Origin of the sequence: Corallococcus praedator (assembly GCF_003612125.1) — a bacterium.
Lineage (GTDB): Bacteria > Myxococcota > Myxococcia > Myxococcales > Myxococcaceae > Corallococcus > Corallococcus praedator.
The window spans coordinates 15,063-27,723 of sequence record NZ_RAWI01000014.1; the positions used below are offsets into that span (position 1 = coordinate 15,063).

Sequence of the window (12,661 nt, forward strand, 5' to 3'; positions counted from 1 at the left end):
CGTTTCGCGCTTTGCCTCCCCGGTGGGCCTGGATAGAAGGCTTGAAGACTCACGGTCTCAAGCCGTCCCACCCCTAGCCCGACGAGGAACTTCCCGATGAGCTCGACCTCATCCTCCGTACTGCGCGCCGAACACATCTGGCTCGATGGGAAGCTGGTGAAATGGGACGAGGGCAGCGTGCACGTGATGACGCACGCCCTCCACTATGGCCTGGGCGTCTTCGAGGGCATCCGCGCCTACAAGACCCATGACGGCCGGCTCGCCGTCTTCCGGCTGCGCGAGCACATCCAGCGCCTGCTGGACTCCGCGCACATCATCATGCTGCACATCCCCTACACCGAGGACCAACTGGTGGAGGCGACGCTGGAGCTGCTGCGCCAGCAGAAGCACCTGTTCGCCAACGGCGCCTACCTGCGCCCGGTGGCCTTCATGGGCGATGGCGCCATGGGCCTGGGCGCGGTGAACCCCACCCGCGTGGCCGTCACCGCCTGGGACTGGGGCGCGTACCTGGGCGACAAGGGCATCCGCGAGGGCATCCGCGCCAAGGTCAGCTCCTTCACGCGCATGCACGTGAACGTGAACATGGTGCGCGGGAAGATCACCGGCCAGTACGTCAACTCCATCCTGGCCAAGCGCGAGGCGGTGCTCGCCGGCTACGACGAGGCCATCCTCCTGGACATCAGCGGCTTCGTCGCGGAGGCCTCCGGCGAGAACATCTTCATGGTGAACAAGAAGGGCATCATCAAGACGCCGCCCCTCTCCTCGCCCATCCTGGACGGCATCACCCGCGACACCGTGCTGAAGCTGCTGCGCGACAGCGGCCGCCAGGTGGAAGAGGTGACGTTCACCCGCGACGCCCTCTACATCTGCAACGAGATCTTCTTCACCGGCACCGCCGCGGAGATCACCCCCGTGCGCGAGGTGGACAACCGCCAGGTGGGCGAGGGCAAGCCCGGTCCCATCGGCCGGTTCGTGCAGGACGCCTACTTCAAGGTCGTCCGGGGCCAGGACGACCGCTATGCGGACTGGCTGACCTACGTTTGAGAACAGTCGCCTGACGTGACATCCCGGCGGGCGGGGGAATCGGGTAGAACCCCTACCCGATGCCTCCCGCCGGGTACGCGTACGAAGACAATCCGTTCAAGCTCGAGAACCCGTCCGTCCTCGACATCGCTCCCTCGGAGCCGAAGTCGCTGGAGGACACCGGACTGAAGATCGGCCTGCTCGCCGACCTGGGTCTGAAGTTCCTCTACTACGCCGGCACCGGCACGGGCATGGGCATCGCGGAGAGCATGTGCCTGCCCTGGTCGGGCGTCGTCGAGCACGTGGTGGACTTCCTCGCCCAGGAGAAGCTGGTGGACCTGAGGGGCGGCAAGGGCTTTGGCCGCGCGTCCGTGGAGTTCGCCCTCACGGAGAAGGGCCGCGAGTACGCCCGCGACGCCCTCACCCGCTCCACCTACGTGGGCGCCGCCCCCGTCCCCATCGAGCAGTACAACGCCCTCATCACCAGCCAGACGGAGGAGACGCCCGTCGTCAGCCAGGAGGACCTGGTGATGGCCCTGGGCCACCTCACCGTCTCCGCGGAGCTGATGGACAAGCTGGGCCCGGCGGTGAACTCCGGCCGCTCGCTCTTCCTCTACGGCCCGCCCGGCAACGGCAAGACGAGCCTCGCGGAGGCCATCTCGCACATGTTCGGCGGCGAGGTGTACGTCCCGCACTGCCTCGAAATCGACAACCAGATCATCAAGGTCTACGACCGGATCATCCACACCCCCGTGTCGCTCGAAATCGGCTCGGCCGCGGGCGGCCGCCGGCAGACCTTCGAAATGGACAAGCGGTGGCTGCTCTGCCGGCGCCCCGCCGTCGTCGTGGGCGGTGAGCTGACGCTGGAGACGTTGGACCTCATCTACTCGGAGAGCACCCGCTTCTACGAAGCCCCGTTCCAGGTGAAGGCCAACGGCGGCATGCTCCTCATCGACGACTTCGGCCGGCAGAAGGTCCACCCCACGGACCTGCTCAACCGGTGGATCGTCCCCCTGGAGAAGCGGGTGGACTTCCTCACCCTCCACACGGGCAAGAAGTTCGAAATCCCGTTTGATCAGCTTCTTGTGTTTTCCACCAACCTGGACCCGAAGGAGCTGGTGGATGAGGCGTTCCTGCGCCGCATCAAGTACAAGATTGAAGTAGGCAATCCGGATGAAGAGTCCTACCGGGAGATCTTCCGCCGGGTGTGCGAGGCGGCGGGCATTCCCTACGTGGACCAGGCCATCACCTACCTCGTGGAGCACTACTACAAGCCGCGCAGCATGGAGATGCGCTCGTGCCACCCCCGGGACCTGGTGTCGCTCATCCGGGATGCGGCGAGGTACCGGCAGATACCGCCGGCCCTCTCCAAAGACTTGTTGGACCAGGCGTGCGAAGTGTTCCTGGTGAATCTCTAGTCGGGTTTTAATTGTTCCAACCGCGCGGAATTTCTAGAATCCGCGTGCCGTTGTACCGCCCGGCGCAGCCTCTGAGAAAACAGCGCCCGGGGCGGGCCGGGGCGAGAAGGAGCCGCAGTCCGTGAAGGAACGCTATCAAGACATCGACGAGAAGAACGAGCAGCTGCGCGAGTACCTCGACATCTACAAGGACAAGCAGCCAGCGCGCGAGTTCCTCGACCGGTTCGAGATGTCGTGGATCTACCACGACGCCGCGCTCGAAGGCGTCGTCTACACGCACCAGGAGTTGATGGCCGCGCTCTTCCCGGCACGCACCGCCGCGGAAGCGTCCATGATTCCGGTCGTCCTGGAGATCCGCAACCACAAGGCGGTGGCGGATTACATCCGCGAGGAAGCGCAGGGCGCGAAGAAGCAGTCCGCGCTGACGCTCACCACCATCAAGCGGATGCACGACCTCTTCCTGGGCAACACGCCGGAAGCCCTGGCCGAGCGCGCGCGCATGGAGCGGCGCGAGCGCACGGAGAAGGAGCTGGCCAAGGAGAGGGATCGCGCGGGGCTGCGCAAGGACATGCCCCTGCACCGCACCTACTTCCACGACATCACCCAGCCGGCGAAGATCCAGGCCCGGCTGGAGAAGCTCGTGGACCACACCGCCAGCGCGGAGTTCCGCGAGTTCCACCCCATCAAACAGGCGGCGGTGGTGCAGCACGAGTTCCTGCAGATCTTCCCCTTCACCGAGCACAGCGGGAAGGTGGGGCGCATGTGCAGCAACCTCATCCTGCTGCGCAACGGCTACATGCCCGCGGTCATCCACTCCATCGATCGGCAGCGCTACTACGAGTCCTTCCGGGGCCCGGTGGCCGTCTTCCGCACGGTGCTGATGGACGCGATGGAGAACTCGCTCGACAACGGCGTGAAGTACTTCCGCGACCTGGGTCGCAAGTACAAGACCGTCGAGTAGTCATCCCCGGGGCTCAGCCCCCGGGCAACCCACCAGGGAGGCGGACGGCCTGAGGGCCGTCTGCTTCGCCGTGAAGGACGGGCGGGTCATCGACACCATTGGGGTGCTGGACCCACCTTTTCCGGAACGTCAGGGGGAGAACATCCGACTTCTCGAATCCCCGTGGCGGAGGAAGTAAAAGAAGAACCTCCATGCCCGTGACCCCTTCCCTCCAGAGCCGCCGCGCCCAGCTTCCCGCTGGCAGCGAGCTGACGGAGCCTCCGCCAGCACGCCTGGCCCACCTCCCCGCCGTCGAAAAGCTGGGCCGCCTGCTGCGCGTGGCCAAGGGCCACCGCCGGGCGCTCATCCTGACGCACGACAACCCGGATCCCGACTCCATGGCCGCCGCCGTGGCGCTCGCGCACCTGTTGGAGTGCAAGGCCGGCGTGGAAGCCCAGGTGGGCTACGGCGGCATCATCGGCCGGGCGGAGAACATCGCCTTCGTGAAGGTGCTGCGCCTGCCCGTGTCGCACGTGTCGCAGCTCGACTTCTCCGAGTACGACCTGTTCGGCCTCGTGGACACGCAGCCGCCGGTGCGCAACCACTCGCTGCCCGCGAAGATCCGCGCGGACATCGTGGTGGACCACCATCCGCTGCGCGAGGAGAGCCTCCAGTCGCCCTTCGCGGACGTGGGCGGCGACTTCGGCGCCACGTCCACCATGCTGGTGGAGTACCTGCGGGCCGCGCGGGTGGAGCCGTCCCTGGAGATCGCCACCGCGCTCTTCTACGGCATCAAGGCGGACACGCGGGACCTGGGCCGGGAGACGACCCAGACGGACGTGGACAGCTACCTGTGGCTGTTCCCCCGCTGTGACAAGACGATGCTGGGGCAGATCGAGCACCCGGAGGTGCCCGCCCGCTTCTTCCAGCTCTTCCACACGTCCATCGAAAAGGCGAAGGTCTACGGCACCGCCATCATCACCGACCTGGAGGAGGTCTACTCCCCGGACATGGTGGCGGAGGTCGCCGAGCGGATGATGTTCCTCGAAGGGATGAAGTGGTCCCTGGCGTACGGGACGTTCCGCAACCAGCTCTTCCTGAGCCTGCGCGTGAAGGACCGGCGCATGAACGCGGGCCGGCTCATCCGCGAGCTGTGCGAGGACCTGGGCGGCTCGTCCGGCGGCCACGGCAGCATGGCGGGCGCACGGCTTCCCCTCTCTGGCAGCGCCAACAAGCGCAAGGCGCTCAAGCGCGAGCTGGTGGGGCGCTTCCTGGAAGCCTTCGGTGTCGCCCAGGAGCGGCCGGTGTCGCTGCTGTCCGCGCAGGACACGTGATCTACTGGGACCACAACGCCGCCGCGCCGGTGCGCGCGGAGGTGGGTGCCCTGCTCGCGCGAGCCTTCACGGAGGGCGGCTTCGGCAACGCCTCCAGCGTGCACGGTGGAGGGCGCGAGGCGCGCGGTCGGCTGGACGCGGCGCGGGCCCGGGTGGCGCGGCTCCTGGGCTGCGAGCCGAAGGAGATCTGCTTCACCGCGTCGGGCAGTGAGGCGGATGCGCTCGCGCTGCTGGGCGCGTATGCCGCCCGGCCCGTGAAGGAGCGCCGCCGGGTGGTGGGCTCGACGGTGGAGCACCCTGCCCTGCTGGGCGCGCTCACGCAGTTGGAGCGAGAGGGCGCGCAGGTGGTGCGGGTGTCTCCCGGCGCCGACGGCCGCGTGCCGTTGGAGGCCCTGCTGGAGGCGCTCACGCCGGACACCGCGCTGTGCTCGCTGATGTGGGCCAACAACGAGACGGGCGTGCTGCAACCAGTGGCGGACGTGGCCCGAGCGTGCCGGCAGCGCGGCATCCTCTTCCACACCGACGCCGTGCAGGCCGCGGGCAAGGTGCCGCTGACGCTGCGTGAAGTGGACGCGGATCTGCTCTCCCTGTCGGCGCACAAGTTTGGAGGGCCGCAAGGCTCGGGCGTGCTGGTGGTGCGCAAGGGCGTGGACGTGCGGGCGCTGACCCCCGGGCACCAGGAGGGCGGACGCCGGGGAGGCACGCAGAACGTCCCCTACGCGGAGGCCCTGGCCCTGGCCCTGGAACTGGCCGCGAAGGAGCAGTCGACCCTCGCCGGACAGGTGGGCGCCCTGCGCGACGGGTTCGAGCAGCAGGTGCTCACGCGGCTGCCCGGCGTGACGGTGAACGGCGCCGGGGCACCGCGCGTGCCCAACACCAGCAACCTGCGCTTCGACGGCGTCGAGGGCGAAGCGCTCCTGATGGCGTTGGACCTGGAAGGCATCCACGTGTCGTCGGGCGCGGCCTGCGCGTCCGGGACGCTGTCCCCGTCGCACGTGCTGCGCGCCATGGGCCTGTCCCCCGCGCAGGCACGCGGCAGCCTGCGCTTCAGCCTGGGTCCGAACACCACCGAAGCAGAGGTGTCACGCGTCGTGGAGGCGCTGTGCACGCACGTCCCCCGCGTGCGCGCCCTGGAAGCTTCGTCCGCCATCGCCTGAAGGCGTCACCGCGGGCGGGGTCACCACTTCTGGTCGGGCAGACTCTTCTCGCGCACGTCCGGGTCAGGCTGGCCGTAGCCGGGCATGCCGTCCTCCCTGGCCTCGTCGCGCTTGGGCGGCAGACGCTCGTCCTCGCGCCGCGTCTCGCGGGCCGGCTTGTCCTGTTCGGGCTGCTGCTGCTTGCGCTCGGTCGCCATGCATGTCCTCCCAAAAGTGCGGTGGGAGGAAAGGTCATCATCCGGTGCGAAGGTCGCAGCGACCCTTCCCGTCCGGGGACCCGCGCGACAGGGACCTGCCCGCCCGACTACTCGGCGTTTTCGCCGGAGCGCCCGAGCGCGGAGTCGGGAATCGTCGGCACCTGGTCGGTGGTGCCGAACAGGCCGCGCACCACCGCCGCGATGGCCAGGGGCGTGCCCACGCGCTCGTCGTAATGCGGCGACAGGGCGAGCGCGTACTCCTCCGCGGACGGGAAGCGGTCCTCGGGGTTCTCCGCGAAGGCGCGCGCCAGCACCGCGTCCAGCGCCTTGGGGACGTCCGGCCGCACCACGCTCAGCGGCTTGTAGTCGCGCGACAGGATGCCCGCGAACACTTCCTCGGGCGAGGCGCCGTTGAAGGGACGCCCCAGCGTGAGCAGTTCGTAGAGCACGACGCTCGCGGCCCACAGGTCCGCCTCCGGCGTCACCGCGCCCTGCAGTGACTCCGGGGACAGGTAGTACGGCTTGCCCAGCACTTCACCGCCCTGGAGCTTGCCGTCCACCAGCACGCGGGACACGCCGAAGTCGCCCAGCTTGATCTCCCCCACCCGCGAGATGAACAGGTTGGACGGGGACACATCGCAGTGGACGATGCCCAGCGGCTCGCCCTCGGGCCCGGTGGCGGTGTGCGCGTACGCGAGCGCCTCCAGCAGCACCTTGGCCAGGTACACCGCGAAGTCGATGGGCAGCGGAATCCCCCGCGCCTTGCACCGACGCAGGATGTGGCCCAGGTCGCGCCCGTCCACCAGCTCCATCACCAGGAAGGAGATGTCCTCCAGCATGCCCGCGTCCAACACCTTCACGATGTTGGGATGGTCCAGCTGGCGCGACAGGTGCGCCTCGCGCGCGAACAGGTCCAGCGACGCGGGGTCGCGGGTGAGCGCGGGCAACAGCCGCTTGAGCGCCACCGTCCACCCCTCATGGGGCCCGGAGCGCACGCGCGCGCGGTACACCTGGGCCATGCCGCCCTTGCCCAGCAACGACAGGATTTCGTAGTTGCCGAAGACCTTGATGGGCTTCGGGACGGGGGTCGGCACGGTCACGGGCTGACGCTTCCGGCTCCTTGCGAGTCCCGACCCTGGGCCCGCTTGCGACCGCGGGCCTGCTTCACCAGCGCGTCGAAATTCGGACCTTCGTTCGACAGCCGCAGCAGCTCCCGGTCCACCAGCGCGTTGCCTTCCGGCGCCGACCAACCCTCGACCACCACCGCCCGGCGCAGCGCCTCCTGGGCCACCTTCGACTCCTGGGTCGCCCGCTTCACACAGGCCATCCAGAACCAGGCCTCCGCCCGGGCCTGCTGGTTGCCCACGCCCCGCGCCTGCTCCAGGAACTTGAGGGCCTCCAGCTTCTGGTCGCGAAGGAAGTGGGCCACGGCCATGCCGGTGAGCGCGGTGGCGTTGTTCTTCTCCTGGGCCAGCACCAGTTGGAACTGCTGCGACGCCGTGAGCGGATTCATCGCCGCCAGGGCCTGCTGTCCCTGCCGCAGGGCGGCCGGCACGTCCACTGCCTCCAGCCGGCGCTGCGCCGCCACCTGCGCGGCCGAACCCGACGGTGAGGCGGGCGTCGGTGCCTGGACCTGACGCTCGGGGGCCGGGGCCGCCGCGGGCTGCGCGGAGGCGCCCTGCTCCAGGGCCCGCAGCACCAGCATCCCGTTCTTGAGGAGGTCCGACTCGCAGCCTCCCTCCATCTTCACCAGCCCGCCCAGCGCCCGCTCCTCGAAGTTGTAGAAGAGCATGACCGCGTAGGTGGCGGACTCGCTGCAGGCGTCGCCCTTCTGACAGAGCGTCACGTCACCAATGAAGACGTTGCCCAGGAAGGAGCCGTTCAGGACCTGCTGGGCGACCGGGCGCTGGCAGGGTCCGCCGGCCGGTGCCGTCCCCACCAGCTGGTCCCCGCTCGTGCGCAACTCCACGGGTCCGAAGGCATCTCCCTGGTAGGAGCCATTGACGGCCGGGCCCGCCCACGCGAATCCGGAGGCGAGGCAGACAACCGCCGCGAGAGCCAATGTTGTGGTCGGGGGCGACATGTCAGGGGCCCGGACATCATAGAAGTCCACGGGGTCGGTTGTAAACGCGCGAGGACGGCTTGACCGCACGCTCCTCCATCCTTATCATTTTCCCAAGAACGCCCTGGGATTTCCCAGTAATTCTGAGGACTTGTAGCGAGATTTGCGTTAGTAAAGGTCTGTTCCCTGCGGGGTTCGTGATGCCCAGCAGAAATTCGAACCGATACGTCCATTCCGGGGTCCGTTTCGGTCGCCATGTGCAAGCCCTCCCCTTCACGGGGATGAGGGAAGCCTGCGGTGACATGATTTCGGTCCCCACCTGACTTACGAGGGTTCAATGGACGCTGGACACACGGCTCGGCGGGGGACTCTTTCTTGGGGAGCGGCGGCGGTGAGCGAGACTGCGGTGGATACGGCGGCGGGGGCGGCGGAGAAGAAGGTATCGCTTCGTGAGGAACTGACGGCGCGCCGAAAGGCGATGACCAACGACCTCATCGATGAGCGAGGCCTGAAGGTTCAGTCTCGATTCCTGGCTTCACCCTACTATCAGAAGGCACGAACAGTGGCGCTCTACGCCCCCATCCGGGGCGAGGTGCCCACCCGGGACATCCTCATCGCGGCCCTGCAGGACGAGAAGATCGTCTGCTATCCGCTGTCCCACGTGCACGGGCGCATCCTGGCCTTCCGGGCCATCAAGTCGGAGAGCGAATTGGAGCCGGGACGCCTGGGCGTCCGGGAGCCCACCAACGCCTCTGAACTGATCGCGGTGGACCAGATCGATCTGTTCGTGGTGCCAGGCCTGGGCTTCAGCCCGGACGGCAAGCGGCTGGGACGCGGGGGCGGCTACTACGACGCGACCCTCAAGGCGGCCAGTCCCCGCAGCCGGCGGGTGGGCCTGGCCTTCAGCGACCAGATCGTCCAGGCGCTGCCCACCAACCAGGACGACGTGGACATGGACCAGGTCGTCACGGAGAGCCAGACCCTGCGCGGCCTGAGCCGTGACTGGGACTTCCTGGACACCTGAGGCAGCCAGCCAGACGGACATGACCGGGCGGGGCGGACGCGAAGTCCCGCCCTGCCTGGAGCCTTTCGGGTAGTGTCCGCGGCGCCATGAACCCGGACGCACTGCGCAAGGCGACACCCGAAGAGCAGTACGAAGAAGTCACTCGCGGCACCGTGGATTTGCAGGTGCCGGAGGACCTCAAGAAGAAGCTCCAGCGCTCGTACGACAAGGGCAAGCCGCTCGTCATCAAGGCGGGCTTCGACCCCAGTCGTCCCGACCTGCACCTGGGCCACTCGCTCCTGTTGACGCGCATGCGGCGCTTCCAGGAGTTCGGGCACACGGTGGTGTTCCTCATCGGTGACTTCACCGCCCTCATCGGCGACCCCACCGGGAAGAACACGACGCGCCCGGCCCTCACCCGCGACGAGGTGAAGTCCAACTCGGAGACCTACAAGCAACAGGTCTTCAAGGTGTTGGATCCCGACAAGACGGTGGTGAAGTTCAACTCGGAGTGGCTCGACGCGCTGGGCACCGAGGGGATGATCCGCCTGGCCTCGCGCTACTCCGTGCAGCGCATGCTGGAGCGCGACGACTTCAAGACGCGCTACCGGGAGAACCGCTCCATCTCGCTGCACGAGTTCCTCTACCCGCTGCTGCAGGGCCATGACTCCGTGGCGCTGAAGGCGGACGTGGAGCTGGGCGCGACGGATCAGCTCTTCAACCTGGGCGTGGGCCGTCAGCTCATGAAGGACGAGGGCCTGGAGCCGCAGGTCATCATGACGGGCCCCATCCTGGAGGGCCTGGACGCGAAGCTCGTCGACGGCGTCATCACCGGCGACAAGATGTCCAAGAGCCTGGACAACTACGTGGGCATCGACGAGTCGGCGGACAACATCTTCGGCAAGTTGATGAGCATCACCGACGACCTGATGTGGCGGTACTACAAGCTGCTGTCGTCGGTGCCGCTCAAGAAGGTCCTGGAGATGGAGGAGCAGACGAAGTCCGGCGCCCTCCACCCGAAGGCCGCCAAGGTCGCGTTCGCGCAGGAGATCGCCGCGCGCTTCCAGGGCGAGGAGGCCGGACGCAAGGCGGCCGAGGACTTCGAGAAGCGCTTCGCCAAGAAGGAACTGTCCACGGAGGAGTTGCCGCTCGTGGAGGTGTCGCTCGCGGGCGCGGAGAAGCTGCCGGTGACGAAGCTGCTGCCGGAGACGAAGCTCGTCGCCTCCGCCACCGAAGCGCGCAAGCTGATGGCCCAGGGCGGCGTCCGGGTGAACGGTGAGAAGGTCACCGACCCCAAGGCGGAGCTCGGGGCCGGCGAGTACACCGTGCAGGTGGGCAAGCTGAAGGTGGCGCGGGTGAAGCTGTCTTGAGCCGCGAAGCCTCCGCCCCGGGGCTCATGAAGCCCCGGGACGTGACGGCCTCAGGGGGCGGGAGGCTCCTTCGGGAGCCCGCCCTCGTAGAGCGCGGCGGCCCGCTGGGCCATGAAGCCGTGGGGCAGCAGCTTCATCGTCATGGCGAGGAAGCGGTTGAGGACCCCGGGCACGGCCAGCTCGCGACGGTGCACCATCGAGTCCACGGCGATGCGCGCGCAGGCCTCCGCGGACATGATGCCCAGGTCGCCGGCCTTGAACTTCCGGTCCAGGCCCGACAGCGACAGCATCTCCGTGGCGATGCCGCCCGGCGCGAAGACGGTGATGGACACGCCTGACTTGCGCAGCTCCTGGGCCATCCCCCGCCCGAAGCTGATGACGAACGCCTTCGTCGCCGCGTAGGTCGTCTGGTACGGCAGCGGCGCGAAGCCCGCCGTGCTGGCGACGAGCATCAGAGACCCCTGCCCTCCCCGCTTCACGAAGTCCGCCGCGAAGAGCTGGGACATCCGCACCACGCTGGTGACGTTGGTGGCGAGCATCGTGTCGAAGGACTCGGGCGGCTGCTCCAGCACGTGGCCGAAGAAGGTGACGCCCGCGTTGAGGATGACGCCGTCCACGGCGCGCCCCTCCACGGCGGCGGCATGCACGCGCACGGCCTCACCGGGCTTCGTGAGGTCCGCGGTGAGGGGCAGCACCTGCACGCCGTGCGCGCCCTCCAGCTCCGCCTTGAGCGCGAGGAGCCGATCCTCGCGGCGCGCGACGGCGATGATGTGGGCGCCGTGCTCCTTCGCGAGCAGACGGGCCATCTCCAGCCCCAGGCCGGACGACGCACCGGTAATGAGCACCCACCGGCCTCGGAAATTCATCGGTTTCATATCGGGGGTCCTTATTCTCCGACGGGGCGGCGGGCGCAACCGGGGAACAGCGGGCCCGGGGCGCTCCTGTTAGAGTCCCGCGCACCATGCGCCTTTCCGGGTCGCTCGCCTGCTTCTTCCTGGCCCTCTCCGTGGCTCCCGCCGTCTGGGCCGGGGGCGGAGTCTTCGTCTCCGACGAACGCGTGGACGCCGTGGAGCAACCGGAGTCCTCCAAGGTCGTCTTCGCCGTGGAACCGGGCGTGACGTATCCGCTCGTGAAGAAGGGAGGCCCCGCCCGGGCGTGGTGCAAGCTCCAGGGCCCCAGGGCCGAGGGCTGGGTGCTCTGCGATGGCACGCCCACGGAGGCCGTGCAGAAGGCTCCCGACACGGAAGCCCTCGTGAAGGCGGACCACGCGAACACGCGGCAGCAGTTGGCGGCCCGGAGCGGTGGCGCATCGCTGTCCGACGGGGTGGGCGAGGGCGCGGGCGCGGGCAGCCCCACGCTTGACGAAACAGGAAGCGTCACCGTCCAGGCCCCCGCGAGCCGCGCGGCCCCTCCGGCCTCCGCGAAGGGCGAGGCACCGGCGTGCGAGACCACCTGTGAGAACGCGCCCCTCTTCGCCAAGGCCCCCGCCCTGTCCGCGTTGGATCGCGAGGTGCTGGACCTGTGCCCGGCGCGTCCCGATGCGAGCGTGAGCGCGGGGGATGTGCAGCGCTTCTTCGCGAAGCACTACGACGATGCCCGCGTGCAGCGGGCGCTCTCCGCGGCGGGCCGTCCGGGGACGGGCTCCCGGCAGGCGAACCTCGAATGGCTCACGAGCCTGTGGGTGAGCACCGGCCCTCGCAATGCGTTCACCCACGTCTTCTGCGGCGATGACTGGCAGCGCGGGCCCATTGGCGGGCTCCACTTCCTGCCGCGCTACGCGCAGCTCGAGGCGGAGGGGAAGATTTGCTACCAGGGCCCCGGCAAGGGTGAGGAAGCCCTGCGCGGCGAGCAGTACCTGATCCGTTTCCGGGGCAACGCGCCCTGGTCCTGCGGGGTGAAGCGGCTCGGGGGCTTCTCCACGACGCAGGACGCGGTCTCCATCGCCACCATCGGGACGCGCGCCTTTGCCCGGTGCTGTGCCCGGGATGGTGCCAAGAAGGAGGGCGGCGTGTACTCGGCGCCGGACATCGGGGGCGGCAACTGGCGCATCTGGTGCGGCACGCGCAACGGCACGTACGGCATCGCCACGCTGCACCCGACGGACGACGCCGCCACCTGCGCGGAGTAGCCGGGCCGACGCCCCGAAGGAGCGCCGGC

General features: G+C 68.5%; 12 protein-coding genes and 1 other RNA gene. 9 read left to right on the plus strand and 4 right to left on the minus strand.

The window, feature by feature from the left end:
• Nucleotides 1-96: 96 nt before the first annotated feature.
• From D7Y13_RS03405 to D7Y13_RS03430, 5 genes are all read left to right on the plus strand, one after another.
• Nucleotides 97-1,044 carry a branched-chain amino acid transaminase gene (locus D7Y13_RS03405; RefSeq protein ID WP_120531869.1) on the plus strand — a complete coding sequence of 316 codons (948 nt, stop codon included), beginning with the start codon at nt 97-99 and terminating at the stop codon, nt 1,042-1,044.
• 59 nt (nt 1,045-1,103) lie between these two features.
• Nucleotides 1,104-2,441, plus strand: a complete 1,338-nt coding sequence (locus tag D7Y13_RS03410) for a DUF8689 domain-containing protein (RefSeq protein WP_120531868.1) — start codon at nt 1,104-1,106, stop codon at nt 2,439-2,441.
• Nucleotides 2,442-2,562: 121 nt separating this feature from the next.
• The gene (locus D7Y13_RS03415) at nt 2,563-3,402 is read left to right on the plus strand and encodes a Fic family protein (protein WP_120531867.1); all 840 of its coding nucleotides are present in this window, start codon (nt 2,563-2,565) and stop codon (nt 3,400-3,402) included.
• A gap of 191 nt (nt 3,403-3,593) precedes the next feature.
• Nucleotides 3,594-4,715 (plus strand): DHH family phosphoesterase, encoded by a 1,122-nt coding sequence (locus tag D7Y13_RS03425; RefSeq protein ID WP_120531866.1) that lies wholly within the window; start codon nt 3,594-3,596, stop codon nt 4,713-4,715.
• Nucleotides 4,712-5,872: a cysteine desulfurase family protein gene (locus D7Y13_RS03430; RefSeq protein ID WP_120582795.1), complete on the plus strand. Its 1,161-nt coding sequence runs from the start codon at nt 4,712-4,714 to the stop codon at nt 5,870-5,872. Before D7Y13_RS03425 ends, D7Y13_RS03430 begins: the two co-directional genes overlap by 4 nt.
• A gap of 20 nt (nt 5,873-5,892) precedes the next feature.
• Here the strand turns inward: D7Y13_RS03430 and D7Y13_RS46850 are convergent, their stop codons facing one another.
• From D7Y13_RS46850 to D7Y13_RS03440, 3 genes are all read right to left on the minus strand, one after another.
• Nucleotides 5,893-6,069, minus strand: coding sequence for a hypothetical protein (locus tag D7Y13_RS46850; protein ID WP_167508725.1), 177 nt, complete (start codon nt 6,067-6,069; stop codon nt 5,893-5,895).
• A gap of 107 nt (nt 6,070-6,176) precedes the next feature.
• Nucleotides 6,177-7,169: a serine/threonine-protein kinase gene (locus D7Y13_RS03435; RefSeq protein WP_120531864.1), complete on the minus strand. Its 993-nt coding sequence runs from the start codon at nt 7,167-7,169 to the stop codon at nt 6,177-6,179.
• Entirely contained in the window at nt 7,166-8,152 is a 987-nt protein-coding gene (locus D7Y13_RS03440; protein ID WP_147444230.1) for a tetratricopeptide repeat protein, read from the minus strand. The genes D7Y13_RS03435 and D7Y13_RS03440 overlap by 4 nt, the downstream gene beginning before the upstream one ends.
• Before the next feature lie 159 nt (nt 8,153-8,311).
• Here D7Y13_RS03440 and ssrS point away from each other — a divergent pair.
• The 3 genes from ssrS (at nt 8,312) to tyrS (ending at nt 10,504) form a co-directional block, all read left to right on the plus strand.
• A non-coding RNA gene (gene ssrS, locus D7Y13_RS03445) (6S RNA) lies at nt 8,312-8,502 on the plus strand.
• A 20-nt stretch (nt 8,503-8,522) separates the two neighbouring features.
• Nucleotides 8,523-9,155, plus strand: a complete 633-nt coding sequence (locus D7Y13_RS03450) for a 5-formyltetrahydrofolate cyclo-ligase (protein WP_120531862.1) — start codon at nt 8,523-8,525, stop codon at nt 9,153-9,155.
• A gap of 86 nt (nt 9,156-9,241) precedes the next feature.
• Nucleotides 9,242-10,504 (plus strand): tyrosine--tRNA ligase, encoded by a 1,263-nt coding sequence (gene tyrS / locus D7Y13_RS03455; protein WP_120582797.1) that lies wholly within the window; start codon nt 9,242-9,244, stop codon nt 10,502-10,504.
• A 50-nt stretch (nt 10,505-10,554) separates the two neighbouring features.
• Here the strand turns inward: tyrS and D7Y13_RS03460 are convergent, their stop codons facing one another.
• Complete coding sequence (locus D7Y13_RS03460; RefSeq protein ID WP_120531860.1) at nt 10,555-11,379, minus strand: SDR family NAD(P)-dependent oxidoreductase; 825 nt, start codon at nt 11,377-11,379, stop codon at nt 10,555-10,557.
• Nucleotides 11,380-11,465: 86 nt separating this feature from the next.
• Here D7Y13_RS03460 and D7Y13_RS03465 point away from each other — a divergent pair, with 86 nt between their 5' ends.
• A complete protein-coding gene (locus tag D7Y13_RS03465; protein ID WP_120582798.1) occupies nt 11,466-12,632 on the plus strand; it encodes an EndoU domain-containing protein in 1,167 nt (388 codons plus the stop codon).
• The last annotated feature ends 29 nt before the right edge of the window (nt 12,633-12,661 follow it).

What these genes read in the sequence shown, in the direction of transcription:
- D7Y13_RS03405 (WP_120531869.1), top strand. Translation starts at nt 97, where the DNA reads ATGAGCTCGACCTCATCCTCCGTACTGCGCGCCGAACACATCTGGCTC.
- D7Y13_RS03410 (WP_120531868.1), top strand. Translation starts at nt 1,104, where the DNA reads ATGCCTCCCGCCGGGTACGCGTACGAAGACAATCCGTTCAAGCTCGAG.
- D7Y13_RS03425 (WP_120531866.1), top strand. Translation starts at nt 3,594, where the DNA reads ATGCCCGTGACCCCTTCCCTCCAGAGCCGCCGCGCCCAGCTTCCCGCT.
- D7Y13_RS46850 (WP_167508725.1), bottom strand. Translation starts at nt 6,069, where the DNA reads ATGGCGACCGAGCGCAAGCAGCAGCAGCCCGAACAGGACAAGCCGGCC.
- D7Y13_RS03440 (WP_147444230.1), bottom strand. Translation starts at nt 8,152, where the DNA reads ATGTCGCCCCCGACCACAACATTGGCTCTCGCGGCGGTTGTCTGCCTC.
- tyrS (WP_120582797.1), top strand. Translation starts at nt 9,242, where the DNA reads ATGAACCCGGACGCACTGCGCAAGGCGACACCCGAAGAGCAGTACGAA.
- D7Y13_RS03460 (WP_120531860.1), bottom strand. Translation starts at nt 11,379, where the DNA reads ATGAAACCGATGAATTTCCGAGGCCGGTGGGTGCTCATTACCGGTGCG.
- D7Y13_RS03465 (WP_120582798.1), top strand. Translation starts at nt 11,466, where the DNA reads ATGCGCCTTTCCGGGTCGCTCGCCTGCTTCTTCCTGGCCCTCTCCGTG.